The sequence below is a fragment of the Pollutimonas harenae genome (assembly GCF_004153685.1).
Classification (GTDB): domain Bacteria; phylum Pseudomonadota; class Gammaproteobacteria; order Burkholderiales; family Burkholderiaceae_B; genus Pusillimonas_C; species Pusillimonas_C harenae.
This window is the reverse complement of sequence record NZ_SDQD01000001.1, coordinates 724,420-746,144: the sequence shown is the minus strand read 5'-3', so window position 1 is coordinate 746,144 and position 21,725 is coordinate 724,420. Positions and strand designations below refer to the sequence as shown.

The window sequence follows — 21,725 nt, the reverse complement described above, 5'->3', positions numbered from 1 at the left end:
TTGATAGCCAATGAGGCTTACGAGTTACACATTAGCTGCTGGCGTCAATAGGTATTTGACAGGGAATAAAAAACCCTGCATAATTCGGAGTTCGCTTTTGGTGGGATGCCCGAGTGGTTAAAGGGGGCAGACTGTAAATCTGTTGACCTTGCGTCTACGTTGGTTCGAATCCAACTCCCACCACCAGTAAGATTATCGTGCGCGTTGCCCGCCACATATGTAGTCAGGCAGCGCGCTTTTGCGGTATGCGCATGCAGTCCGGCGTAAACAGCAGGGCAGCATCGTTGGTGAAACGAATCTTCGCGGGTGTAGCTCAATGGTAGAGCAACAGCCTTCCAAGCTGATGATGAGGGTTCGATTCCCTTCACCCGCTCCAGTTACGATTTATCGAATTTCGCTCTAACAGGCGAAAAGCAACAAAGCAGTTGCCCATGTGGCTCAGTGGTAGAGCACTCCCTTGGTAAGGGAGAGGTCACGCGTTCGATCCGCGTCATGGGCACCAAAAACTTTATTTTTATTTACAGCTCAATTCCATAGTCAGGAGTGTCAGCCATGGCAAAAGGTAAGTTTGAACGGACCAAACCGCACGTAAACGTAGGTACGATCGGGCACGTTGACCACGGCAAGACGACGCTTACAGCGGCAATTACAACAGTGTTGGCCAAGGTGTTTGGCTCGGGCGATGCCAAGGGCTACGACCAGATCGACGCAGCGCCCGAAGAAAAGGCACGCGGCATCACGATCAACACCTCGCACGTCGAGTACGAAACGGAAGCGCGTCACTATGCGCACGTTGACTGCCCGGGGCACGCTGACTATGTCAAGAACATGATTACCGGTGCTGCGCAGATGGACGGCGCGATCCTGGTGGTGTCGGCCGCTGACGGCCCCATGCCGCAAACGCGTGAGCACATTCTGCTGTCGCGCCAGGTGGGCGTGCCTTACATCATCGTGTTCCTGAACAAGGCCGATATGGTCGACGACGAAGAGTTGCTCGAGCTGGTCGAAATGGAAGTGCGCGAGCTGCTGTCCAAGTACGACTTTCCTGGCGACGACACACCGATCGTCAAGGGTTCGGCCAAGCTGGCTCTGGAAGGCGACGAAGGTCCTCTGGGCAAAGAAGCCATCATGCAATTGGCAGCGGCCCTCGATAGCTACATTCCTACGCCAGAGCGCGCCGTTGACGGCACGTTCCTTATGCCTGTTGAAGACGTGTTCTCGATCTCGGGTCGCGGCACGGTGGTGACGGGTCGTATCGAGCGCGGTATCGTCAAGGTTGGCGAAGAAATCGAAATCGTGGGCATCAAGGACACGGTCAAGACTACGTGCACGGGCGTTGAAATGTTCCGCAAGCTGCTGGACCAAGGTCAGGCAGGCGATAACGTGGGTATTTTGTTGCGCGGCACCAAGCGTGAAGACGTCGAGCGTGGTCAGGTGTTGGCCAAGCCCGGTTCGATCAAGCCGCACACGGACTTCTCGGCCGAGGTGTACATTCTGTCCAAAGACGAAGGTGGCCGTCACACGCCGTTCTTCCAGGGCTATCGTCCTCAGTTCTACTTCCGTACCACCGACGTAACCGGTACGATCGAGCTGCCGGCCGACAAGGAAATGGTTCTGCCAGGTGATAACGTGTCGATGAAGGTCAGCCTGATCGCCCCGATCGCCATGGAAGAAGGTCTGCGCTTCGCTATCCGCGAAGGTGGCCGTACCGTCGGCGCCGGTGTCGTCGCCAGCATCACCAAGTAATTCCATGTGAAGGAGCGTCAGACGCTCTTTCACATAAGAAGTTGTAAAGGGCGATGGCTCCAAATGGTGTCATCGCTTTCAGGGTCTAGGGGTATAGCTCAATTGGCAGAGCGTCGGTCTCCAAAACCGAAGGTTGTAGGTTCGATTCCTACTGCCCCTGCCACACATCAGTCATACAGTGCGCACGCGTGGCGTCACATGCCGGAATATGTCGAATAGCAACGTAGAAACCGTTAGCAGTACCGTAGATCGAGTCAAGATGGGTCTGGCGGTGCTTGTTATCGTGGCAGGCATTGTCGCTTACTCCATGCTTGAAGGTCAGCCGACCCTCTTGCGCGCGGGCGTGTTTGTAGGCAGTCTGGTTATTGCCGCTGTTATCGCCTGGTTCAGTGAGCCTGGTCGTCGCACCTTGAGCTTTGGGCGTGATTCCTATAACGAAGTAAAGCGTGTTGTCTGGCCGACGCGCAAAGAGACCACACAAATGACGGGTATCGTCTTTGTGTTCGTGATCGCAATGGGTCTCTTGTTGTGGGTCGTCGATAAAGTCCTCGAGTGGGTCATATACGGCTTGCTGCTAGGCTGGAACTAAAGGACACACATGAGCAAGCGTTGGTATGTCGTCCACGTTTATTCCGGTATGGAAAAAAGCGTGCACAAGGCACTAGTCGAGCGCATAGAGCGCGCCGGGCTGGAAACCTCCTTCGGCCAGATTCTGGTTCCTTCGGAAGAAGTGGTCGAAGTCAAAGGCGGCAAGAAATCCATTACTGAACGGCGTATCTTTCCAGGTTACGTGTTGGTCGAAATGGATCTCACCGACGAAACCTGGCACTTGGTCAAGAATACAAACCGGGTGACCGGTTTCCTGGGTGGTTCGGGCAATCGTCCCGCTCCCATCTCGGAACGTGAAGTTGAAAAGATTCTTTCGCAAATGGAAGAGGGTGTCGAGAAACCGAAACCCAAAGTTCTTTTCGAGGTGGGCGAGATGGTCCGCGTCAAAGAAGGTCCGTTTGCAGACTTCAACGGCAACGTCGAAGAAGTCAACTACGAAAAAAGCAAGGTGCGTGTGTCGGTTACCATTTTTGGCCGTGCCACACCTGTCGAACTCGATTTTGGTCAGGTCGAAAAGACCTGAGTTTTTAACCCCGGGGAGCCAGGCGCCCATGGCGTGCTGGCGTTAGAACCCGCAAGGAGCTAAGCATGGCGAAGAAAATCGTCGGCTTTATCAAGCTGCAAGTCCCAGCTGGTAAGGCTAATCCCTCACCCCCTATCGGTCCGGCGCTGGGTCAGCGCGGTCTGAACATCATGGAATTCTGCAAGGCGTTTAACGCCAAAACCCAAGGCGTCGAGCCGGGTTTGCCAATTCCTGTGGTCATTACCGCCTACGCAGACAAGAGCTTCACCTTCATCATGAAGACGCCGCCTGCCACCATCCTGATCAAAAAGGCCAGTGGTGTGCAAAAAGGCTCGGCTCGTCCCAACCTCGACAAAGTCGGCGTGTTGACGCGTGCTCAGGCTGAAGAAATTGCCAAGACCAAAACGCCCGATCTTACCGCTGCCGACCTTGACGCCGCTGTTCGTACGATTGCTGGTAGCGCCCGCAGCATGGGCATTACGGTTGAAGGGGTATAAGCATGGCCAAGTTGAATAAGCGCGCGGCCGCTATCGCCGCCAAGATCGACCGCAACAAGTTTTACCCTGTTGCCGAGGCTCTGGCCCTGGTCAAGGAAACCGCCACTGCCAAGTTCGATGAATCCATCGACATCGCCGTGCAACTAGGCATCGATCCCAAGAAATCCGATCAGCTGGTTCGTGGCTCGGTCGTGTTGCCAGCCGGCACGGGCAAGTCGGTCCGTGTTGCCGTGTTCGCTCAAGGCGAAAAGGCCGAGGCTGCCAAAGCTGCCGGTGCTGACATCGTTGGCATGGAAGACCTGGCCGAAACCATCAAGGGCGGTCAAATCGACTTTGACATCCTGATCGCATCGCCCGATACCATGCGTATCGTTGGTGCCCTGGGCCAAGTGCTCGGCCCTCGCGGTCTGATGCCTAACCCCAAGGTTGGCACGGTTACGCCTGATGTCGCCACGGCAGTCAAGAATGCCAAGGCTGGTCAGGTTCAGTATCGTACCGACAAGGCTGGCATTATTCACGCCACCATCGGTCGCGCCTCTTTTGGTGTCGAACAGTTGCAAACCAACCTTGCCGCGCTGGTTGATGCCTTGAACAAGGCTCGTCCCGCTGCCGCCAAGGGTGTGTATCTGCGCAAGATTGCCGTTTCGTCCACGATGGGCGGCGGTGCGCGCGTAGAAGTAGCTTCTCTGGCAGCCTAAACGCTGCTGGAAATAGAACTTTGGGCTGTGCCTGGAATACCCAGGCATTGCTGTCAAAGACCGCTGGAGCCGAACCGTCAACGTATTCGTACGCCAAGGCCAGGCTTAATTTCAGACTGTTTTCAGTTTGATTCCAGCGCAGACGGCGTCCCATGGAAGAATTCTTGTTGTATGAAGAACTCGACCAGGTGCGCCGCATTCGGTAGACGCAAGGGACCCTCCCATGCGTCATTTGATGGAGTGTTCAAACCGTGAGTCTCAATCGTCAAGAGAAAGCGGTAGTAATCGAAGAAGTCTCTGCAGAAGTTGCAAAGGCGCAATCGATCATTATCGCTGAGTACCGTGGTCTGGACGTCGCCTCTGTTACCGTATTGCGCAAGACTGCGCGTGAGTCGGGTGTGTATCTGCGTGTTCTGAAGAATACGCTAGTCCGTCGCGCTGTTGCTGGAACTCCCTACGAGGAACTCACAGCACAACTGACCGGTCCGCTGATGTATGCCATCAGTACTGATCCGGTTGCGGCGGCAAAAGTACTTGCCGGTTTCGCAAAGACCAACGATAAGCTGGTTATCAAAGGCGGGGCATTGCCCAACAGCCTGTTGAGCCAGGATGGCGTTAAGGCCTTGGCCACTATGCCTTCCCGCGAAGAGTTGCTTTCGAAACTTATGGGTACGATGCAGGCCCCTGTCACGCAATTTGTGCGTACGCTCAACGAAGTTCCAACCAAGTTCGTACGCGGCCTCGCGGCTGTGCGCGATCAAAAAGAGGCAGCGTAAGCCGCCTCCAGGAATTTCGTCGAACCGAGCGACACCCAACCCTGGCTATTATCAATATTTGGAGTTCTTAAAATGGCATTAAGCAAAGCAGAAATCCTTGACGCTATCGCTAGCATGACCGTGCTCGAATTGTCCGAGCTGATCAAGGAAATGGAAGAAAAATTTGGCGTGTCGGCTGCTGCCGCCGCTGTGGCTGTGGCTGCTCCCGCTGCCGGTGGCGCTGCCGCCGCTGCTGAAGAGCAAACCGAGTTCACCGTTGTGCTGGCTGAAGTCGGCGCAAACAAGGTCAGCGTCATCAAGGCCGTGCGTGAAATCACTGGTCTGGGCTTGAAAGAAGCTAAAGACCTGGTTGACGGCGCTCCCAAGCCCGTCAAGGAAGGCCTGGCTAAAGCTGACGCCGAAGCTGCACAGAAGAAGCTTGAAGAAGCTGGCGCAAAAGTCGAACTCAAATAAGACTTTTCTTATCTGCCCGGGAAGGCGTTTTGCCCTCCCGGGCTTTTGCGTTTCCAGAAAACCCATGATTCGGACCAGGTTTTATTAACGAGTCGGGCTTTCTGGAGTCGTAAACCAGGGCCGTGGTTGACGGCCCATGTAACCCTCGAGTCGGAGTGCTCATGCCTTATTCGTATACCGAAAAAAAGCGCATACGCAAGAGCTTCGCCAAGCGTGAAGACGTCCAGGACGTCCCTTACCTTTTGGCGACTCAACTGCAATCATTTAAAACGTTTCTGCAGGCGGATACTACACCTTCCAAACGTAAAGATGAAGGCCTGCAAGCAGCTTTCACATCAATTTTCCCCATAGTCAGTCATAATCAGATGGCTCGCCTGGAGTTCGTTAGCTACGTTCTCGGTGAGCCGGTTTTCGACGTCAAAGAGTGCCAGCTGCGCGGTTTGACCTATGCTTCACCGCTGCGCGCCAAGGTGCGTCTGGTGCTGATGGACCGCGAAGTCAGCAAGCCGACGGTCAAGGAAGTCAAAGAACAAGAAGTGTACATGGGCGAAATTCCGCTCATGACCAACAACGGTTCTTTCGTCATCAACGGCACCGAGCGCGTCATCGTGTCTCAGCTGCACCGTTCGCCTGGCGTGTTCTTCGAGCACGATCGTGGCAAAACACACAGCTCGGGCAAACTGCTGTTCTCGGCTCGCGTGATTCCTTACCGTGGCTCATGGCTGGACTTCGAGTTCGATCCGAAAGATATTCTGTTCTTCCGTGTCGACCGTCGTCGCAAGATGCCTGTGTCCATCCTGCTCAAAGCCATAGGCATGATGCCGGAAGCCATCCTGGCCTACTTCTCTGATTTCGACAATTTCGAAATTCTCAATGAAGGCGGCATGCTCGAGTTCGTGCCCGAGCGCTGGAAGGGCGAGATGGCTCATTTCGACATTGCCGGTCGCTCCGGCGAGGTGATTGTCGAGAAAGACAAGCGCATCAACGCCAAGCACTTGCGCGACCTGGCCAATGCCAAGGTTGAGCGCATTTCGGTGCCTGAAGACTTCATTCTGGGTCGTATCCTGGCCAAAGGCCTGGTCAACCCGGAAACCGGCGAAGTCATTGCCAATGCCAACGACGAAATCACCGAAACCATATTGGCCGACATCCGTGCCGCCAATATCCGTGAAATTCAGACGCTGTATATCAACGATCTGGATCGTGGCGGCTATATCTCGCAAACACTGCGCACCGACGAAACCGCCGACCAGATGGCCGCGCGTGTAGCGATCTACCGCATGATGCGTCCTGGCGAGCCTCCCACCGAGGATGCCGTCGAGGCCTTGTTCCAACGTCTGTTCTACAGCGAAGACGCCTACGATTTGTCACGCGTGGGCCGCATGAAGGTCAACAGCCGTCTGGGCCGTGGCGACGATATCACCGGTCCCATGACGCTGACCGACGACGACATTCTTGAAACCATCAAGGTGCTGGTCGAGCTGCGTAACGGTCGCGGTCAGATCGACGATATCGACCACTTGGGCAATCGTCGCGTTCGTTGTGTGGGCGAGCTGGCCGAAAACCAGTTCCGTGCCGGTCTGGTACGCGTCGAACGTGCCGTCAAGGAACGTCTGGGTCAGGCAGAGACCGAAAACCTCATGCCGCACGACCTGATCAATTCCAAGCCGATCTCTGCGGCAATCAAAGAATTCTTTGGCTCCAGCCAGTTGTCGCAGTTCATGGACCAAACCAACCCGCTGTCCGAGATCACGCACAAGCGTCGTGTATCGGCATTGGGCCCAGGCGGTCTGACGCGCGAACGCGCTGGTTTCGAGGTGCGCGACGTGCACCCGACTCACTACGGCCGGGTTTGCCCCATTGAAACGCCTGAAGGTCCGAACATCGGTCTGATCAACTCGATGGCGTTGTATGCACGCCTGAACGAGTACGGCTTTCTGGAAACGCCTTATCGCAAGATTATCGACGGCAAGGTCAGCGAACAAATCGATTACCTGTCGGCCATCGAGGAAAGCAACTACGTCATTGCCCAGGCTAACGCCGAGCTGGACGAAGTTGGCACATTCGTTGATGACCTGGTCGCCTGCCGTCAGGCCGGTGAAACCATGTTGACGGCGCCTTCGAACGTGCACTACATGGACGTTGCGCCTTCGCAGATCGTGTCGGTAGCGGCTTCGCTCATTCCTTTCCTTGAGCACGATGACGCCAACCGGGCACTGATGGGCGCCAACATGCAACGTCAGGCTGTACCTTGCCTGCGCCCCGAAAAACCATTGGTTGGTACGGGCATTGAGCGCACCGTGGCCGTTGACTCGGGTACGACCGTTCAGGCCATTCGTGGCGGTATCGTCGACCATGTCGATGCCGAGCGCGTGGTTATCCGTGTGAACGACGAAGAAAACGTCGCCGGCGAAGTCGGTGTAGACATCTACAACCTGACCAAGTACACACGTTCGAACCAGAACACCAATATCAACCAGCGTCCTATCGTCAAGCGTGGTGATCACGTTGCGCGTGGTGACGTTCTGGCTGACGGCGCATCGACCGACTTGGGCGAACTGGCGCTGGGGCAGAATATGCTGATCGCGTTCATGCCCTGGAATGGTTATAACTTCGAGGATTCGATTCTGATTTCCGAGAAGATTGTGGCCGACGACCGCTATACGTCGATTCACATCGAAGAGCTCACCGTCGTCGCCCGTGATACCAAGTTGGGCGCCGAAGAGATCACTCGCGACATCAGCAACCTGGCTGAAACCCAGCTTAACCGTCTGGACGACTCCGGTATTGTCTACATTGGTGCCGAAGTACGCGCCGATGACGTGCTGGTTGGTAAGGTAACGCCCAAGGGCGAAACCCAGCTGACTCCAGAAGAAAAACTGCTGCGCGCCATCTTTGGTGAAAAGGCCTCTGACGTCAAAGACACGTCGCTGCGCGTGCCTTCGGGCATGGTCGGTACTGTGATCGATGTGCAGGTCTTCACGCGTGAAGGTATTGAGCGTGACAAGCGCGCCCAATCCATCATCGACGACGAGCTGCGTCGTTATCGCCAAGACCTGAACGATCAGCTGCGTATTGTTGAAGACGATACCTTTGATCGTATCGGCAAGTTCCTGGTTGGCAAAACTGTCAACGGTGGTCCGCGCAAGCTGGCCAAGGGTACTGCGCTCGACCAGGCCTACCTGACTGATCTGGATCGCTGGCAGTGGTTTGACATCCGCCTGTCGGATGAAGAGCACGCTGTAGTGCTGGAGCAGGCCAAGGAATCGCTTGAACAGAAGCGCCATCAGTTCGACCTCGCTTTCGAAGAAAAGCGCAAGAAACTGACGCAAGGCGATGAGCTGCCCCCGGGTGTGCTCAAGATGATCAAGGTATACCTGGCCGTTAAGCGCCGTCTGCAGCCTGGCGACAAAATGGCCGGCCGTCACGGTAACAAGGGTGTGGTTTCGCGCATTACTCCGGTCGAAGACATGCCGCACATGGCCGATGGTACGCCTGCCGACATCGTGTTGAACCCGCTGGGCGTTCCATCCCGGATGAACGTCGGACAGGTGCTTGAAGTGCACTTGGGCTGGGCGGCGAAAGGCGTTGGTTACCGCATTGCCGACATGCTCGAGGACGAAAAGAATGTTCAGGTCAAGAACGTTCGTGCCTACCTCGAGAAGGTCTATAACAGTGCGGGCGCCAGTGCGCATATCGACCAGTTGACCGACGACGAAGTCATCGAGATGGCTCGCAACCTGAAGAATGGTGTGCCGTTGGCAACGCCGGTATTCGATGGTGCAACCGAGGAAGAGATCGGCAAGATGCTTGAATTGGCCTATCCGGACGATATCGCCAAGAAGCTGAATCTGACCTCCACACGGGCACAGGCATGGCTGATCGACGGCCGTACCGGCGAGCAGTTTGAGCGTCCGGTCACTATCGGTTATATGCATTACCTGAAGCTGCATCACCTGGTTGACGACAAAATGCACGCCCGCTCAACAGGCCCATACTCACTGGTTACACAGCAGCCGCTGGGTGGTAAAGCCCAATTCGGTGGTCAGCGTTTCGGTGAGATGGAAGTCTGGGCGCTGGAAGCCTACGGTGCTTCGTATACGCTGCAAGAGATGTTGACGGTCAAGTCCGACGATATCTCGGGCCGTACCAAGGTATACGAGAACATCGTCAAGGGCGACCACGTCATCGATGCCGGCATGCCTGAGTCGTTCAACGTTCTGGTCAAAGAAATTAGATCCCTGTCCCTGGACATGGATTTGGAGCGTAAATAATGAAAGCGCTACTCGATCTATTCAAACAAGTCTCGCAAGACGAGCAATTCGATGCCATCAAGATTGGTATCGCATCGCCTGAAAAAGTGCGGTCGTGGTCATATGGCGAGGTTCGCAAGCCTGAAACCATCAACTACCGCACCTTCAAGCCCGAGCGCGATGGTCTGTTCTGCGCCAAGATCTTTGGCCCGATCAAAGACTACGAATGCCTTTGCGGCAAGTACAAGCGCCTGAAGCATCGTGGCGTCATCTGCGAAAAATGCGGTGTCGAAGTTACGGTAAGCAAGGTTCGTCGCGAACGCATGGGTCACATTGAGCTGGCCAGCCCTGTAGCGCACATCTGGTTCCTCAAGAGCCTGCCGTCGCGCCTGGGCATGGTGCTCGATATGACACTGCGCGACATTGAACGCGTGCTGTATTTCGAAGCATGGTGCGTCATCGAACCCGGCATGACACCGCTCAAGCGCGGCCAGATCATGTCCGACGACGACTTCCTGGCCAAGACAGAAGAGTACGGCGACGACTTCCATGCCCTGATGGGTGCGGAAGCCGTGCGCGAGTTGCTGCGCACCATCGATATCGATCGTGATGTAGAAACCCTGCGTGCTGAGCTTAAGGCTACTGCCTCCGACGCCAAGATCAAGAAGATCTCCAAGCGCCTGAAAGTGCTTGAAGGCTTCCAGAAGTCAGGCATCAAGCCCGACTGGATGGTCATGGAAGTGCTGCCCGTGCTGCCTCCCGACCTGCGTCCGCTGGTTCCTCTTGATGGCGGCCGTTTCGCCACGTCCGATCTGAACGATCTGTACCGTCGCGTCATCAACCGCAACAATCGTCTGAAGCGTTTGCTGGAGCTGAAGGCGCCCGACATCATCCTGCGCAACGAAAAACGCATGCTGCAGGAATCGGTCGACTCGTTGCTCGATAACGGACGTCGCGGCAAGGCCATGACTGGCGCCAACAAGCGTCAGCTCAAGTCGCTGGCCGACATGATCAAGGGTAAGAGCGGTCGCTTCCGTCAGAACCTGCTGGGTAAACGCGTCGACTACTCTGGCCGTTCGGTTATTGTGGTGGGTCCGCAGCTCAAGCTGCACCAGTGCGGTCTGCCCAAACTGATGGCGTTGGAGCTGTTCAAGCCCTTCATTTTCAATCGACTGGAAATGATGGGTCTGGCTACGACCATCAAGGCAGCCAAGAAGCTGGTGGAAAGCCAGGAACCCGTTGTCTGGGATATTCTGGAAGAGGTCATCCGCGAACACCCGGTCATGCTCAACCGTGCGCCTACGCTGCACCGCCTGGGCATTCAGGCCTTTGAGCCAGTGCTGATCGAAGGTAAAGCCATTCAGCTGCACCCGCTGGTTTGTGCTGCGTTCAACGCCGACTTCGATGGTGACCAGATGGCCGTGCACGTGCCGCTGTCGCTCGAAGCGCAACTAGAAGCCCGCACCCTAATGCTGGCCTCCAACAACGTATTGTTCCCTGCCAACGGCGAGCCGTCCATCGTGCCGTCGCAAGACATCGTGCTGGGTCTGTACTACACCACTCGTGAGCGCATCAACGGCAAGGGTGAAGGCCTGTTCTTCATGGACCTGGCCGAAGTCCAGCGCGCCTACGACAACCGTGAAGTCGAGTTGCAAAGCCGCATCACGGTGCGTCTGAACGAGTACGAGAAAGACGAGCAAGATCAATGGCAACCGGTCCTCAAGCGTTTCGAGACCACAGTAGGCCGTGCCTTGCTGTCCGAGATCCTGCCTAAGGGCCTGCCGTTCTCGGTACTGAATCGCCCTCTGAAAAAGAAAGAAATTTCGCGCCTGATCAATCAGTCTTTCCGTCGCTGCGGCTTGCGCGCCACGGTGATCTTTGCCGACAAACTGATGCAGTCCGGCTTCAAGCTGGCAACGCGTGGCGGTATTTCGATTGCCATGAGCGACATGCTGGTTCCTTCGGTCAAGGAAGATATCCTTGCCCAGGCCAGCGCCGAAGTCAAAGAGATCGACAAGCAATATTCGTCGGGTCTGGTCACGTCGCAAGAGCGTTACAACAACGTGGTTGATATCTGGGGCAAGGCCGGCGACAAGGTCGGCAAGGCCATGATGGAACAACTGGCTACCGAACCCGTCACCAACCGCCATGGCGAAGAAGTCCGCCAGGAGTCGTTCAACTCCATCTACATGATGGCCGACTCGGGCGCCCGGGGTTCTGCGGCACAGATTCGGCAGTTGGCCGGTATGCGAGGCCTGATGGCCAAGCCTGACGGCTCGATTATCGAAACGCCCATTACCGCCAACTTCCGTGAAGGCCTGAACGTACTTCAGTACTTCATCTCGACGCACGGTGCACGTAAAGGTTTGGCCGATACGGCATTGAAGACGGCGAACTCGGGTTACCTGACCCGTCGTCTGGTCGACGTGACGCAGGATCTGGTGATTACCGAATCCGATTGCGGCACGACGCGTGGTTATTCCATGAAAGCGCTGCTCGAGGGCGGCGAGGTCATCGAACCTTTGCGCGACCGTATTCTGGGCCGTGTTGCGGCAATTGATATCGTCAACCCCGAGACTCAGGAAACCGCTGTAGCCGCCGGCACGCTGTTGGATGAAGACACTGTCGAGTACATCGACAGCATCGGTGTGGACGAAGTCAAGGTACGGACTCCCCTGACATGCGAGACACGTCATGGCCTGTGCGCGCACTGCTACGGCCGCGATCTGGGTCGTGGCTATCTGGTCAACCGTGGTGAGGCTATCGGCGTAATCGCAGCCCAGTCCATTGGTGAACCTGGCACGCAGCTGACCATGCGTACCTTCCACATTGGTGGTGCCGCATCGCGTGCCGCCATGGCCAGCTCGGTGGAAACCAAGTCGGCCGGTACGGTTGGCTTTGCCATCGGCCTGCGCTATGTAACCAACGCCAAGGGCGAACGCGTAGCGATTTCCCGATCCGGCGAAATCGTCATCTTTGACGATGCACGCCGCGAGCGCGAACGTCACAAGATTCCTTATGGCGCCACGATTGCCGTCGGTGACGGTGACGTCATCAAGGCTGGTCAACGTCTGGCCACCTGGGATCCTCTGACTCGTCCTATCGTTTCTGAATACGCTGGCCAAGTCCGCTTCGAGAACATCGAAGAGGGCGTGACCGTTGCCAAGCAGCTCGACGAAGTCACCGGTCTGTCTACGCTAGTGGTCATCACGCCCAAGACTCGCGGCGGCAAGACCATGATGCGTCCGCAGATCAAGCTGGTTAACGAGGCGGGTGAAGACGTCAAGATTGCCGGTACCGATCACTCGGTCAACATCTCCTTCCCGGTCGGTGCGCTGATTACCGTTCGTGATGGGCAGCAAGTTACCGTTGGTGAAGTGTTGGCGCGTATTCCACAGGAATCGCAGAAAACTCGCGATATTACCGGTGGTCTGCCACGTGTTGCAGAACTGTTCGAAGCACGCTCACCCAAAGACGCCGGCATGCTGGCCGACGTTACGGGCACGGTTTCTTTTGGCAAGGACACCAAGGGCAAGCAGCGCCTGGTCATTACCGACCTGGAAGGTGTCAGCCACGAGTTCCTGATTCCCAAGGAAAAACAGGTGCTGGTGCACGACGGCCAGGTGGTGAACAAGGGCGAAATGATTGTCGATGGCCCGGCAGATCCGCACGATATCTTGCGTTTGCAGGGAATCGAGCGACTGGCCAGCTACGTCGTCAACGAAGTCCAGGACGTGTATCGTTTGCAAGGCGTGAAGATCAACGACAAGCACATTGAAGTCATTGTGCGTCAGATGTTGCGCCGCGTAAACATCACCGATGCGGGCGATACCAGCTTCATTACCGGCGAGCAAGTCGAACGTTCCGAACTGCTCAACGAAAATGATCGCATGGACGCCGATGGCAAGATCCCCGCCACGTACGACAACGTGCTGTTGGGTATCACCAAGGCTTCACTGTCGACTGACTCGTTCATCTCGGCGGCTTCCTTCCAGGAAACCACCCGGGTTCTGACCGAGGCCGCCATCATGGGCAAGCGCGACGACTTGCGTGGCTTGAAGGAAAACGTCATTGTTGGTCGCCTGATTCCCGCAGGTACCGGCATGTCGTACCACATGGCGCGCAAAGACAAAGAGGCTCACGAGGCCGCAGAGCGTCAAGCCGCTCGCGCCCTGGCGAATCCTTTCGAAGATGCGCCAGCCTCTTCTGAGGTCGTGGAAGCTCACGACACACCAGAAGCCGACGAAGCAACCGGCAGCGCTGAAGAGTAATCCGGCACTGCTCAGCAAAAACGCCAGGCTCAATGCCTGGCGTTTTTTTGTGGGTGACGCCTGAGTGCACGTTGGCTATTCAGCCGCCCGTTGTAAAGCCGAGTCAGTTAAATAGTGGATTCTCTCGTAGCCTTGCAAGCACCAGGTCGACGAAGGTCCTGACTTTTGCGGGGGCCTGTCGCCCCTCCGGATACAGCACGTGTATGGGTAGCGGTGGATCCTCAAAGTCGCTCAGTACAATTTTCAGTGTGCCGTCACGTAGCGCGGGCCCGATTTGATAAAGAAGCACTCGGGTCAGGCCCCAGCCGGCTTTCGCAATTGAAATGGCTGCCTCGTTGGTATTGCACTGTAAAACGGGATCAATGACAATCCGTTGGCCGCGTGCAAATCGCCATTCCGGAGACACCCAGGCGCTGTTGGAAGCAACAATGCGGTGGTCTTTGAGCGCTGCGGGCGTGGCGGGAGTGCCGTGGGTTTCGAGGTATTCAGGAGAACCGCAGATGACGTGGCGCACAGAGCCGACTTGAATTGCGGTAAAGCCCGAATCCGGCAGATGACCGATCCGGATGGCAACGTCCATGCCTTCGTCTACGATGTTGACAGGGCGGTCGACAAAGAAAGTTCGCGCGCGCATGCCTGGGTGGACATCAAGATATTCCGTCACGATAGGCAGTACGTGCATATGGCCAAACATCACCGAGGCTGTTATCGCCAAGGTTCCGGAAGGCTCGGCGTAGTGTCCGGCTGCAGCAGACTCCGCTTCAGCGATGTCGCTTAAGATTCGGCGGCAATCGTCTAAATAGCGGCTTCCCGCCTCAGTTGTTTTCACCGACCGGGTCGTGCGCACGAAGAGGCGTGCTCCAATCAGTTCTTCCAGTGCCGCCACCGTCCGCGTAACCGCCGGTGCACTCATGTACATCTGGCGCGCGGTCTTAGCGAAGCTTTCTGTTTCCGCCACTTTCACAAAAATTCGCATCGCCTGCCAACGGTCCATTCCTTCGTCCCTCCTTGTGCATTAAGGGATGTTCATAAGAGTTTCCGGGTCGACACTGGTGTGCTGCCGGAGTACCTTGCCGTCATGATACCCAGCTTCTTTACGCGGTGTGTTTAGAATCCGAAATCGCCAAGACCAGCATGGTCATCAGAGAGCCAGCTGAACACGGTTCTCGCTATCGCTTTCCTGATGGGCTGGTACTGCGCAGCAAATAAGCACTTCATCATCGTCAACCTTGGCGGTTGGCTCAATAAGGTAGGCCACTGTGCCCTTGATCAACTTGCTGCGACAGGTCCCGCAAGTGCCCTCGCGGCAACTGAATTCAGGATGAAGGCCACGTGCTTCGGCAAGCTCCAGAAGTGTTCCGGACGCCGGGGTCCAGCGCGCCTCCTTAAGTGAGTTCATGAACGCAACGGGCACAGGCGCTGTCGATGCAGGCAATCGGACGGGAGCAGCCGCAGGGCGGTTGCTGGTGCGCCTCAGCGATGCAGGCCCGAACGCTTCGGCATGGATTCTTTCATCCGCGATGTTGTAGCCTCGCAGTCCATCGTAGATTGCCTGTGTAAACGGCGGCGGGCCGCATAGATAAAACTCGTAGTCGCCGAAGGCGAGAAAACGGCCAAGTAGTGGCATATCGATACGGCCAGTCACGTCGTAATCCACACCCTCCTGGCTGCCATCGGCGTCGCTCAGTACCCGGACAAGCCTGACGGCTCCTTGCGCGCCTTTGATCAGCGCTGCAAGCTCCTGATCAAAGGCGCGTTCTTGCCTGGAGTGCGCGGCATAGAAGAGCGTTGTGGGCCGGATTCGCCGCTTGCGCAAACCCTCGTAGACAATGTGGCGCAGCATCGCAAGCATGGGCGTTATGCCGACACCGCCGGCCATCAGTACTAGCGGGCGGGTCGTCTCAGTATCGACAGTGAAATTACCGGCCGGAGCACGCGCCTCAATCGTGTCGCCTTCATGCAATTGATCATGGAGGTATTGGGAGACCAGGCCATCACGCTTGACGCTGATCCGGTAGTAGCCATCGGAGGGGGCTACTGACAGGGTGTAGTTTCGGATGACCGGCTTATCCGAACCCGTGACGGAGACGCGAATGGGCAAATGTTGGCCGGCTACATGCGGCAGCAGCCCTGCACCATCGTCCGGTTTCAGATGAAATGATCGGATTGACTCGCTTTCCTGGATGATCCGGGATATTTTCAGGGTGCGCCAACGGCCTGCATATTGAGCCGCACGCAAGCGTTCGTCTGCCTGTTGCCAGTCGCCGGTCATGAGCGAACTGTCAGACCAGCCGCCATCCTGGAACGCCCAGCGTAGTGCGAGGCCGCCACGCCGGCGGACAATCTTGCGTGCCCGAAAGGTCCAGAGCCGTTCGGCACCTCGAAATGCCGCGATGTCGGGCGACTCCAGAATCACTTCAGCGTCACCGGTCATATGCAGCATGTCGCCGGTCTCGAAATCGACAAAGAGCAATCCGGCTTTGCCGTTGAGCAGGATGTTGCCGAGCGTGGCGAAGAACAGATTGCCGTTGAAATCCGGAATGGTGAGCATACCGTCATGGGCCACGCGAACAAAGCCGGCCTTGCCGCCGCGATGGGAGACATCAACCTGGCGATGGCCCTCGCGATCGGCGTAGGACGCGACGAAAAAGGAGTCGGTACGCTCAATGAGCGCGCGAGCCGCTGGGTCAATTGCTGCGAGCGCTTCGAGCTGTCCGGTGTCGCCCACGCCCGGATCGCGGTCGAACCTGAAGTTCCGCAGTTGTATATAGCGAGGACAGTTGCCGAAGCTCTGGTCGACGTCGACTCGGAATCCCTGCTTGGTGTTCGAGAGAACACCATTCATGCGGTTGCGGCGGCGCGTGTGCATCTCGATGCCCAGGAGGCCGACCGGGTCGCCTTCCTTCATGCCCTGGCACGCAGGATCCTCAGGGTTTGGACGGGCGGCGATGTTGAGCGTCGTGCGTGTTGGTGAAAACATGAAGCCCGGGTTCCCTTCCAGAAAAGTGGCCCAGGCATCCTCTTCGGAATCCACGCTGCCAAGCACGATAAATGGCAGTTGAGCGTAGAAGTCGCGGTGCTGGTCCGGCATAAAGTTCCGCACAACGCGCCGACCGACTTCTTCCATGCGTTCAGCCACACCGAGCTTCTCCTGGATGAACTTCTCACCTTCATGCCAAGTTGACAAGGTATTCGATGTCTCGGCCATTTCCGTCTCTCCTGAGTCAATAGCGCAGTGGTGCAAGCGTTGGCACTTTGGCAGCCATCACGCTGTGGCGGCCAGTCCTGCAGGGGTTTGAGCGAAGGGGACAAAGCCTGGCAATGCTTCAATACGGCTTAGATACCGCTCGACTGCAGGGTATGCCGATAGATCGACATTTCCCTCGGGTGCGCGGGCAATGTAGCTATAGACTGCTACATCAGCAATGGTTGGATGATCGGCGGCCAGCCAATCACTGGCTGTCAGGTGGTGCTGCAGCTTGTCGAGCAGGGCATGGGCGCGTTCGATGACTTCTTTGCTGTTGTAGCTAGCGCCGAACACGGTGATCAACCGGGCGGCCGCCGGTCCATATGCGATTTCGCCAGCGGCTACGGACAGCCAGCGCTGAACGGCTGCGGCTCCCTGAGGGTCTTCAGGCAGCCAGTCCTCGCGACCCCCTTTTTTGGCGAGGTAAACGAGAATAGCGTTTGAGTCCGCAATGGCGACGCCGTCGTCTTCCAGGACGGGTACCTGGCCGAACGGGTTAAGGGCAAGAAACTCGGCTTGCTTGTGCGCTCCTGAGCTCAGGTCAACGTCGACCAGTTCGTAAGTCAGACCAAGCAGCGATGCGAAAAGAACCACTCGATGACAATGGCCCGACAGGTGGTGATGATAGATTTTCATGATTCGGCTCCCGGTTTACTTGATTAGGCCGGGTGGATTCCCGATCCATGCTGCCAGTATGGGATCGAATGCATTTCAGAGGAATATGCTTTCTAAGTACTTCTTTATTGCATCAAATGGAATAATTTGTTGGAGTGAGATTGTCTATGGGACGCTAGGCAGGCGCATGCTGAAGGTGCTGCCCATGCCTTCCTGGCTTTGAACGATGATGGTTCCGAGGTGGCGGTTGATGACCGTGATGACGAATGCCAGGCCCAGTCCGGTGCCAGCGGGGTTTTGTGGTGAGTCTTCCTTGATGCGGGTGAACGGCTCGAAGAGTGCTGATTGCTGATCAGCGCTGATACCTCGTCCCTGATCCTGAATGCACAAGAGCCAGGCATCCTGGTCCTGGATAATTTGGCAGACGACTTCAGTGTGGTCTGCACTGTATTTCAGGGCATTGTCCAGCAAGTTGGCGCAAGCCCGGGCAAGCAGGGCATGGTCACCCATGACCCATGCTTCTCGGGGATGCGTATCGAACCGGATATGAATGTTTCTTTGGCGGGCCGATATCCAGAACTCATCGCAGCACTCCGTTAGCAGTGTCACCAGATCAAGCCGTTGGCGCGACAAGGGTGCTGCTTCCGCACGCGCCAGTTGAACAAAGCCATCGACCAGGCCCAGTGTTTTGCCAGCATAGGTGTCGATGCGCTGCAGGAACTCTGCGGGCGGCAAAGCTGTGTGCGTATTTTGCTGCAATTGGGTCAGGGCCAGAATTGAATTTTGGGGTGCCCGCATGTCGTGGGACAGGAATCGCAGGGTTTCGTCGCGCTTTTGATGGGCCTGACGCAATTGCGAAATGGCGCCGTGCAACTGCGTGACCCGGGCGGCAAGTGATCGACCCACATGCGCCTGGTCGTTTGTGTCGGCCAGGCCATGCAGTCCCTGTCTTTCAGCATGCAAGGCTTGTAGCTCGCGATCAATATGCTGAAGTGCGGCTTCCTGACTACGCCAACTCCATACCGGATAGACCAGCGCGACGCCAATAATGCTGGCGGTGACAGGTATCCAGACTTGCGCGAAGCGCAATAGCAGCCAGGCGCAAGCAAAGATCAGCAGCAGCGTGGCCAGCGTCACCAGAAATGACTTACGTGGTGAAAGCCGGCGCAGCGTCACGCAAGCCAACAGGACGGGCAGACAGGCCAGCAATGCATTCAGCCATAAAGGCGGCGTGTGTATCCAGTTGTCGTTCAAGGCGCTGTACAGCCCGTTAGCCAGAATCTCCACGCCGGCCATCGGTTCGCCCTGTCGGGTCAGGGGTGTAGAAAAGGCGTCGCCCAGCCCGGAACCCCAGGAGCCAACCAGAACATATTTATCTTTGAATGTGGACGGCGGCACATTTCCGTTCAGGACCTGGGCATAAGGATAGAGGCTGAAATGCCCCGGACCGCCAGCATAGGGAATCAGCACAGATTCGGGCTGGCTTTGCAGCTGCTGGAGCCTGGCCTCGTCGCCTGCCACCGCCAGCATGGCAGCAATAAAATGACGAACCCGCGTGCCCGACTCCAAGTCTTGAAACAGTTTGAGCGAGCGGATGACGCCATCGTCATCAGGATAAACATTAATGTATCCGCGTGCGGCTGCAGCCTGTGCCAGAGGCTTCAGGGGGTCGATAACGCTATGTCGTGCATCAATGATTTGCGGCAATACAACGCGTCCGTGCTGTGTGATGGCCCGTGCCAGCACGCTGTCGTCCTGCGGGTAGGCGGGGTTCAGGTCACTCAACAGGAAATCCAGGCCCGTGACGCGTGCCTGCTGCAGCTTGGCCAGCAGGGCGGCGTGCAAGGCTCTGCGCCAGGGCCAATAGCCAAGCGCATCAATACTGCTGTCGTCTATGGCGACGATGACAATGTCGTCGCTATCTACGGCCTGGGTAGTAGAGGCCAGGATTTTGTCGTAAAAGGCATGATCCAGCCGGGCCAGGCCGAGTTGGGCGTTGAAAAAGGCCAGGCCCAGTGTGAACAAGACCAGGACGGAGGTGATCAGCAGCCACTCCGTCCGGACCCGCTTTTCCAGACTGCCCCAGAAACCGGCGTCCATATTGCGGGTGTGCTCCGGCATATCAGTAATCCGTGAGGGTCACGAATAAGCCAAAGGGTGTAGACACAGGCCCGCCGTCGGAGACTTTCAGGACTGCCGAGCCCAGGAAGGGCTGAATGGCATCCGCGCCATTCAAGCCTTCTGCATCGATGCCGCGCACCATTACATAGTAGGTCCCGGCGCCTGGGGCGCGAAAAGAGATATTGGGAGTATCAAAGAGCTGGCTGGAGAAAAGCTTGGTACCCTGCGGGTCGCCCGCAACACGGACCAGGTACGAACGGGCTCCGGGGACAGCGGGAAACGACAATTGCCAGCCTGAATCTGCACGCTCCGGCGTTGGCAGGGCAGGCGCTGGCAGCAAAGACCGGACGGCCTGAAGTTCACCGCTGCTGTTGACCGCCGCACCTTGACCTTGCCGCAAACGGGTGGATTCGGCCTGCTGTGAGTTCAGGCCTGCAACGCCTTCAAGCACTTCGCTTTGCGAGCCCTGCTGATTGACGTGCACACGCAGCTGAGTGCCCCTGACCCCCGTGATGCTGACGGGACTGCGGATTTCGAAACGCCCTACGCCTGTACCCTGGGGCGCCACTTGCGATTCGAGCGATCCGTCATTCAGGGTTGAAATGGTGTCGGTCAGGCCGGTGCCCTTGAAGACACGCAAACGTTCGAGGCGCAATGAGGACTGCGCAGGAACCGTAAGTGTGGTGCCGTCAGGCAAGCTCAAGGTGGCAAAGCCATTGGCTCCAGTGCTGATGGTGTCGCCTTCAGCAAGCTGGTCGCCGACGGCCAGTTTCTGCCGGCCGCGGTAGGCGGTTCCGGTGACGTGGACGACTTGCGCCTGGGCCGCTTGTTCGGGAATCAGCGCAAATGGTATTTTGAGTTCCAGCCCTATGGGCAGCCTGGTCGGATCATCAATGGTGTTGAGAGTTTGTAGTGTACGCCAGCGTTCTGTGCTATCGGTAAAGCGTTCCGACAGCATAATGAGCGTGTCGTCCTTTATGACTCGATACAGGAAGTTCTCGCCTTGGGCGCCCGCTGGCTGTGCGATGGCGGCAGGGGCAAACATTCCCGAGCAAGCTACCAGGACAAGGCTGGCAAGCAGCCGGGGTACGGATAAAAGGTGATTCATGACTCTGTCGTTGCGTCTGGCATCAGCTCAAGACGGTAACCCAAGGCATAAGATGAACTTAAACGCACGCCGTTGTCGGGTCGTAGCTTCAGCTTTCGTCGTATATTGGAAAGATGGGTGTCGAGAGTGCGTGACGTGGCGGGAATCTCACGGTTCCAGACATTGTTGCTGAGCACGTCGCGGGAAAAGAGGCGGCCCGGATTGCGGAACAGCAGCAAGGCGAGTTCGTATTCTTTGGGGGCCAGGTCTGCCTTGGTGCCGTTTAATGTAATGCTTTCGTTTGCCGGATCAATTTCATAGGCGCCGCAACGGAAGGTCGACTCGCTGGGCGCCTCGATGTTATGACGTCGTAGCAGAGCTTCGGTTCGGGCAATGAGCTCGCCTTTGCGTACGGGCTTGCCCATATAATCGTCGGCGCCTGCCTGCAGCCCGGTTACCAGCTCCTCTTCGAGTGTGCGATTGGTAACCAGCATGACCGGAATGGTGTAACCCATTTTGCCACGCACCCAGCGTACGATATCCAGTCCGTTGATGTCGGGCAGCTCCCAGTCGACCAGAAGCAAATCGAAGGCGCCGTCACGTTGTAACGCAGTCAGCAATTCCTTGCCTGTAGGGAATACAGTGCAATGATGGCCGGCAGAGGTCAGGGCTTCTTGTAAGAGCCGGCCCTGAGCGGGATCATCTTCGACGGAGGCTATATTCATGGTTAACGTAATAATATATGACTTCGCTATCGTACAACGCTTTACCACTGACAAGTGGCTCGCTCGCCCTCTGTCATGACTCTCTTGTATGCCTGCTGGCCAGG

15 protein-coding genes and 4 tRNA genes are annotated in these 21,725 nt (G+C 56.8%); 13 read left to right on the top strand and 6 right to left on the bottom strand.

Annotated elements, in window-relative coordinates:
- Positions 1-99: 99 nt before the first annotated feature.
- The 13 genes from ERD84_RS03520 (at position 100) to rpoC (ending at position 13,826) form a co-directional block, all read left to right on the top strand.
- Positions 100-186, top strand: a tRNA-Tyr gene (locus ERD84_RS03520).
- Positions 187-302: 116 nt separating this feature from the next.
- Positions 303-376 (top strand) — tRNA-Gly (locus tag ERD84_RS03515).
- Positions 377-427: 51 nt separating this feature from the next.
- Positions 428-502 (top strand) — tRNA-Thr (locus ERD84_RS03510).
- Between the two features lie 50 nt (positions 503-552).
- A complete protein-coding gene (tuf, locus tag ERD84_RS03505; RefSeq protein ID WP_130038209.1) occupies positions 553-1,746 on the top strand; it encodes an elongation factor Tu in 1,194 nt (397 codons plus the stop codon).
- A gap of 87 nt (positions 1,747-1,833) precedes the next feature.
- A tRNA-Trp gene (locus tag ERD84_RS03500) sits at positions 1,834-1,909 on the top strand.
- Between the two features lie 45 nt (positions 1,910-1,954).
- Entirely contained in the window at positions 1,955-2,335 is a 381-nt protein-coding gene (secE, locus tag ERD84_RS03495; RefSeq protein ID WP_130038222.1) for a preprotein translocase subunit SecE, read from the top strand.
- A 9-nt stretch (positions 2,336-2,344) separates the two neighbouring features.
- A complete protein-coding gene (nusG, locus tag ERD84_RS03490) occupies positions 2,345-2,878 on the top strand; it encodes a transcription termination/antitermination protein NusG (protein ID WP_013743978.1) in 534 nt (177 codons plus the stop codon).
- Between the two features lie 65 nt (positions 2,879-2,943).
- Positions 2,944-3,375, top strand: a complete 432-nt coding sequence (rplK, locus tag ERD84_RS03485; protein WP_013743977.1) for a 50S ribosomal protein L11 — start codon at positions 2,944-2,946, stop codon at positions 3,373-3,375.
- Positions 3,376-3,377: 2 nt separating this feature from the next.
- Entirely contained in the window at positions 3,378-4,073 is a 696-nt protein-coding gene (gene rplA / locus ERD84_RS03480; protein WP_130038221.1) for a 50S ribosomal protein L1, read from the top strand.
- A 251-nt stretch (positions 4,074-4,324) separates the two neighbouring features.
- On the top strand, positions 4,325-4,849 hold the full coding sequence (gene rplJ, locus ERD84_RS03475) for a 50S ribosomal protein L10 (protein WP_130038220.1): 525 nt from the start codon (positions 4,325-4,327) through the stop codon (positions 4,847-4,849).
- A gap of 72 nt (positions 4,850-4,921) precedes the next feature.
- On the top strand, positions 4,922-5,302 hold the full coding sequence (gene rplL, locus ERD84_RS03470) for a 50S ribosomal protein L7/L12 (RefSeq protein ID WP_013743974.1): 381 nt from the start codon (positions 4,922-4,924) through the stop codon (positions 5,300-5,302).
- A gap of 161 nt (positions 5,303-5,463) precedes the next feature.
- Positions 5,464-9,576 carry a DNA-directed RNA polymerase subunit beta gene (gene rpoB, locus ERD84_RS03465; protein ID WP_130038219.1) on the top strand — a complete coding sequence of 1,371 codons (4,113 nt, stop codon included), beginning with the start codon at positions 5,464-5,466 and terminating at the stop codon, positions 9,574-9,576.
- Entirely contained in the window at positions 9,576-13,826 is a 4,251-nt protein-coding gene (gene rpoC / locus ERD84_RS03460; RefSeq protein WP_130038218.1) for a DNA-directed RNA polymerase subunit beta', read from the top strand. The genes rpoB and rpoC overlap by 1 nt, the downstream gene beginning before the upstream one ends.
- Before the next feature lie 103 nt (positions 13,827-13,929).
- Here the strand turns inward: rpoC and ERD84_RS03455 are convergent, their stop codons facing one another.
- From ERD84_RS03455 to ERD84_RS03430, 6 genes are all read right to left on the bottom strand, one after another.
- Complete coding sequence (locus tag ERD84_RS03455) at positions 13,930-14,820, bottom strand: LysR family transcriptional regulator (RefSeq protein ID WP_130038217.1); 891 nt, start codon at positions 14,818-14,820, stop codon at positions 13,930-13,932.
- Positions 14,821-14,967: 147 nt separating this feature from the next.
- Positions 14,968-17,034: an FAD-binding oxidoreductase gene (locus tag ERD84_RS03450; protein ID WP_130038216.1), complete on the bottom strand. Its 2,067-nt coding sequence runs from the start codon at positions 17,032-17,034 to the stop codon at positions 14,968-14,970.
- 57 nt (positions 17,035-17,091) lie between these two features.
- A complete protein-coding gene (locus ERD84_RS03445) occupies positions 17,092-17,709 on the bottom strand; it encodes a glutathione S-transferase family protein (RefSeq protein WP_130038215.1) in 618 nt (205 codons plus the stop codon).
- Positions 17,710-17,853: 144 nt separating this feature from the next.
- Entirely contained in the window at positions 17,854-19,809 is a 1,956-nt protein-coding gene (locus ERD84_RS03440) for a CHASE2 domain-containing protein (RefSeq protein ID WP_130038214.1), read from the bottom strand.
- Position 19,810: 1 nt separating this feature from the next.
- Entirely contained in the window at positions 19,811-20,917 is a 1,107-nt protein-coding gene (locus tag ERD84_RS03435) for a FecR family protein (RefSeq protein ID WP_130038213.1), read from the bottom strand.
- Entirely contained in the window at positions 20,914-21,621 is a 708-nt protein-coding gene (locus ERD84_RS03430; RefSeq protein ID WP_130038212.1) for a response regulator transcription factor, read from the bottom strand. Before ERD84_RS03430 ends, ERD84_RS03435 begins: the two co-directional genes overlap by 4 nt.
- Positions 21,622-21,725 lie beyond the last annotated feature (104 nt).

Excerpts from the sequence above, each read along its gene's own strand:
- tuf (WP_130038209.1), top strand. The coding sequence starts at position 553 with ATGGCAAAAGGTAAGTTTGAACGGACCAAACCGCACGTAAACGTAGGT.
- secE (WP_130038222.1), top strand. The coding sequence starts at position 1,955 with ATGTCGAATAGCAACGTAGAAACCGTTAGCAGTACCGTAGATCGAGTC.
- nusG (WP_013743978.1), top strand. The coding sequence starts at position 2,345 with ATGAGCAAGCGTTGGTATGTCGTCCACGTTTATTCCGGTATGGAAAAA.
- rplK (WP_013743977.1), top strand. The coding sequence starts at position 2,944 with ATGGCGAAGAAAATCGTCGGCTTTATCAAGCTGCAAGTCCCAGCTGGT.
- rplA (WP_130038221.1), top strand. The coding sequence starts at position 3,378 with ATGGCCAAGTTGAATAAGCGCGCGGCCGCTATCGCCGCCAAGATCGAC.
- rplL (WP_013743974.1), top strand. The coding sequence starts at position 4,922 with ATGGCATTAAGCAAAGCAGAAATCCTTGACGCTATCGCTAGCATGACC.
- rpoB (WP_130038219.1), top strand. The coding sequence starts at position 5,464 with ATGCCTTATTCGTATACCGAAAAAAAGCGCATACGCAAGAGCTTCGCC.
- rpoC (WP_130038218.1), top strand. The coding sequence starts at position 9,576 with ATGAAAGCGCTACTCGATCTATTCAAACAAGTCTCGCAAGACGAGCAA.
- ERD84_RS03455 (WP_130038217.1), bottom strand. The coding sequence starts at position 14,820 with ATGGACCGTTGGCAGGCGATGCGAATTTTTGTGAAAGTGGCGGAAACA.
- ERD84_RS03450 (WP_130038216.1), bottom strand. The coding sequence starts at position 17,034 with ATGGCCGAGACATCGAATACCTTGTCAACTTGGCATGAAGGTGAGAAG.
- ERD84_RS03445 (WP_130038215.1), bottom strand. The coding sequence starts at position 17,709 with ATGAAAATCTATCATCACCACCTGTCGGGCCATTGTCATCGAGTGGTT.
- ERD84_RS03440 (WP_130038214.1), bottom strand. The coding sequence starts at position 19,809 with ATGCCGGAGCACACCCGCAATATGGACGCCGGTTTCTGGGGCAGTCTG.
- ERD84_RS03435 (WP_130038213.1), bottom strand. The coding sequence starts at position 20,917 with ATGAATCACCTTTTATCCGTACCCCGGCTGCTTGCCAGCCTTGTCCTG.
- ERD84_RS03430 (WP_130038212.1), bottom strand. The coding sequence starts at position 21,621 with ATGAATATAGCCTCCGTCGAAGATGATCCCGCTCAGGGCCGGCTCTTA.